This window comes from Bacillus cereus group sp. BfR-BA-01382, assembly GCF_022663475.1.
In the GTDB taxonomy this organism is placed as follows: domain Bacteria; phylum Bacillota; class Bacilli; order Bacillales; family Bacillaceae_G; genus Bacillus_A; species Bacillus_A thuringiensis_S.
Window position 1 is genome coordinate 1 of the sequence record NZ_JAKUFQ010000194.1, and the last position, 3,893, is coordinate 3,893.

The window sequence follows — 3,893 nt, forward strand, 5'->3', positions numbered from 1 at the left end:
ATTAAGCAGTTGAACTTCTACATTAATCCTTTCCTTTTTACTTGTAATAGCTTTAATATCCAAAATCCCTTGTTTCTCTACTAATGATTCCTTTGTAAGCTTTTCTTCTCTTACTTCAATATCTTCAATACGGAACGATACAATGGAATTTAAAAATCCAATTAACAAGTCTTTATCCGTGTTTTCACCAAAAATCTTCTTAAAAATAAAATCATTTAGTGGTTTTAATCTCTTTGCTCCAACGAACTGTTCCATTCTCTATTTCTCCCTTTTTAAAAGTTATCTTCATAACTTTGTAATGTGTGTAAGAAAAGCCAAATCAAAGATTCGGCTTAATTTTCATATTTAATTCCTCGAATATAATCTACAGCTTTTTGTGCTTGGGCACTTGCTTGTACAATTAAACGAGAATCACCTTTTAATGCTCCTAACCATCCTTTTAAATATGACGCACTATTTTCAAATGTACTATTATCAATACCTGCAATTGCAGATAACATTGATGCACCAAGTTCAGCAACAAGCTCCTCTTTGGAATATACTTCATCACCGAAGTTAGCCTGTTCCACGATACCTGGTCGATTCAAACGACTTTTATGACCTGTTGAATGAACCAATTCATGAAAACATGTAGAATAAAATCCATCTACGTTCGGAAAATGTTTCATTGGTGGTACATTTACGACATCCATTGATGGGCGATAGAATGCCGAGCCAGGATTATAAGTCATATCTGGTTTATTCATAAAGTCTTCAATTAATTTTTCAGCTTCTGCTATAGGGTCATGCTCAAATGATTCATTTACTCTCTTACTTTCTAACCCCTCACATTGCGTATTAATTTCATAAACTCTGTAATAACGTAATAATGGATATGTGTCCTCTTCATTTTCTTCATCTTTCTTTCCCTTTTTCTTAATCCATTTCCATAATACTGCGATACTATATTTCTTACCTTCTCCTTCTTTAATTCTTCCACCTGCTTCTTTAATTTGTTTATACGTTGCATATTCCCCACTTGATAATAAAAATTGATTAATACCACGATAAGGAGTTTGAGTTTTCCAATTCACTGCAACCGCTTCGCCTACCCAAGGTTTTCTCCAAGGAATTGTACCTTCTTCTAACTTTTTGATAATATTTTGTGTTACAACATCATATACTGCTTCACTCATAATAAGAATCCACCTTTTTAATAAATTTTTTAAATTACCTGTTTTATATATTCCATTTATTTTAGATTCTAAGAATCCTACTTATTCGTTGTTGGTAAAAATGACATAAAAAAACCACCTATAATATTAGGCGGTTTTAGTCAATTCTATTTGTTCGAATTCATCTATAAAAATGGAATCCCAAGCTTCTTCATATATACTAAACTTACTTCTTCTTCCTGTTGCCAATGAAACGCCTTGTGCATCTTCTCTAATATCTTCAATGGGAATAATCCAAGTGTTGTACTCAGCTCCATTCGACACAAGATACAACACATAATCACAGCTTTGTTCATTGATATCTTTTATCTTCCCGTTTTTTAATACCGTTTCATTTTCATAAATTTCTTTGTTTATTCGTTGTCTTTGTACATATGTAAAACTTGCTCTGCCTTTTTCGTTTGCATTCGCATATTTAATTAAGATTCTCTTGCCACAAACTTCTAAGTCATGTCTTCTATGCTTTATCTTTTCAACCTCAGGGTAAATCCGCTTCAACTTATTTAAAATATAATTCATATCTTTATTTTGTAGCTTTTTCGAGTAGCTTTTCTTGTTTAACTTTTTATAATATAAATCTTGATATGTATAGCCCTTCGCAATATACTTTTGAAATGTGGATTTGGAAATACCAAAATAAGCAGACCATTCATTTATTGATTTAAGCTCACCATTTAGCTCTAAGAATTTTCGAGGACGCTTCCTGATACAACCACAGCTTTGTTTCAACTTCCTAAACAACTGACTTTCACTTGCGAAAGTTTTCTTTCCACAATCACACTGGCACTCAAATAAAGTTCTGCCATCTTTATAGACTGAATGAAATCCTAACACTTCCAAACGAGAATATTTCTTCCCAACAAGTTTTTTTTCTTTCTCATTTAAATCTACTTTCGTGTATTTCTTACCTCTTTCTTTTCTATGTTGTTTCCTACATTCAAGACATCCGATTTTTAATCGTCTAAGATTTGACCATCTCACTTCTTTGATTCCATGTGTTTTACATTTAAACTTTATAAATTGCTCTTTACCTGTATATGTTTTTGTTAATAATTCGTACCCAGACTTTTCAATCTTTTCTTTTATTTCATCAATAATAAAAATTTGCTTTGTACCTATTGGTACCCCTTTTTCTTTTTTTCTCCTAAATTGATTTCGGCATTCGGAACAACCAACGTCTACACGTCTAAAGTTCCCCCATTCCACCTCTTTAACTCCGTGCAACTTACATCTAAATTTTATAGGCTGTCTATTATTTTTATATACTTTTGTTAACAATTCGTACCCAGACTCTTCAAATTTCTCCTTAATTTCCTCGATTGTAATTTTTCTATACAAATTGAATCATCCTTTATTTTAAATTATAAAGTTGATTTTACTATTTTTATTAACTATAGTCAATAAAAATTCAGATTGTTTTTCATCCTCACTTTCATCACAATAAAAAAGACCATTTAGTATAATAACTAAACGGTCTACCTTCTTACCCTATTAAAATCCAAAAATATACTTCATACGCTGACTTACACCCCAATGAATATTCTCTAATAGTGTTGTTCTCGCTCTTTGTTCAAAACCATTAAATATCATTTCTTCTGAACCATTAATGATACGATAGACATATATAGGTTTGTCGTATTCTTCTTCTTCTGTTCCTTCAAATATTTTAACAGAAATACCACCCAAATTATCTTTATAAGTAATTTTGAACCCATTTTTAGTAAGTTCATATTCCCAATTATCTCCCATATTTCTTCTTAATTGTCCTGCATTTGATAATTCGATTAAACCATATAAAGTCATATAAATTCTCCTTTGAAATAATTTTTAAAAATACCTTTTTGTATATTGTTTATATATTATAGATGGTATATACAATATATATAAATGTAATTCTTAAATTATATTCCAGTTTTCTCTATAACTATCATATTTCCCATTTCTGTAAGGAGAGAAAGAAATAGATTGTAACTCATCACTTATTCGATGCGTTGGAATTATCCAACAGTCATACCTTCCTTTATTGTCTACAACAAATATGATATGGGAATAAGACATATGATAATGCTTTCGTATTCGTCCATTGGCTAATACAATTTCATTATTATATAACTCCCCATTTCTCCTGGGGGTTTGCGTTAAGTTAAAACATCCTTTGTTATTGCTATTTCCAATTGCATATTTAATAAGAACCTTTTTTTCGTTTAGAATCAGACAATTTTGTTTTACTACACTTGTACACTCAAATGCTTTATTGAACTCTTTTAATTTTTCTTTAATATGTAATATCACTTTTTTCTTATCTGTTTGGGTTTTATATAATCTATTACAGGTAGTTCTTAACTCTTCATAATCATAACCTTGTGATAATAATTGCTTTAATTTTTTTTGACTTAATTTGAAGTATTGTGCCCATTCTTTCATCGTTAAAGATTCGCCATTTAATGTAATACGCTCTTTTTTACTTTCTTTCCTTATACATCCACAGCTCCGAGTATTTTCAGATTCAAGTTTAAATCGAGTCGTAATTACTTCTTTACCACAAGTGCACCTGCATAAGAATTTTGTTGGTTTTTTCTTTTCCATCGAATGAATTTTTATAACCAATAAACGAGAAAATCTTTCCCCTACGATGTGCTTATCCTTCTCATTGAGCTTTGTACGTTTAATGTCCATGTT

5 protein-coding genes are annotated in these 3,893 nt (G+C 30.5%); all 5 read right to left on the reverse strand.

All coding sequences use genetic code 11. The features are described 5' to 3' along the window. Positions 1 to 255: Rpn family recombination-promoting nuclease/putative transposase (locus MR160_RS33000; RefSeq protein WP_242299146.1), on the reverse strand; the 255-nt coding region annotated here is incomplete at its 3' end. Positions 256 to 332: 77 nt separating this feature from the next. Beyond that, entirely contained in the window at positions 333 to 1,175 is an 843-nt protein-coding gene (locus MR160_RS33005) for an ArdC family protein (RefSeq protein ID WP_242299147.1), read from the reverse strand. A 126-nt stretch (positions 1,176 to 1,301) separates the two neighbouring features. Next, complete coding sequence (locus tag MR160_RS33010) at positions 1,302 to 2,552, reverse strand: hypothetical protein (protein ID WP_242299148.1); 1,251 nt, start codon at positions 2,550 to 2,552, stop codon at positions 1,302 to 1,304. Positions 2,553 to 2,705: 153 nt separating this feature from the next. After that, positions 2,706 to 3,017, reverse strand: a complete 312-nt coding sequence (locus MR160_RS33015) for a hypothetical protein (RefSeq protein ID WP_242299149.1) — start codon at positions 3,015 to 3,017, stop codon at positions 2,706 to 2,708. 93 nt (positions 3,018 to 3,110) lie between these two features. Then, on the reverse strand, positions 3,111 to 3,893 hold a 783-nt coding region (locus MR160_RS33020), incomplete at its 5' end, for a hypothetical protein (protein WP_242299150.1).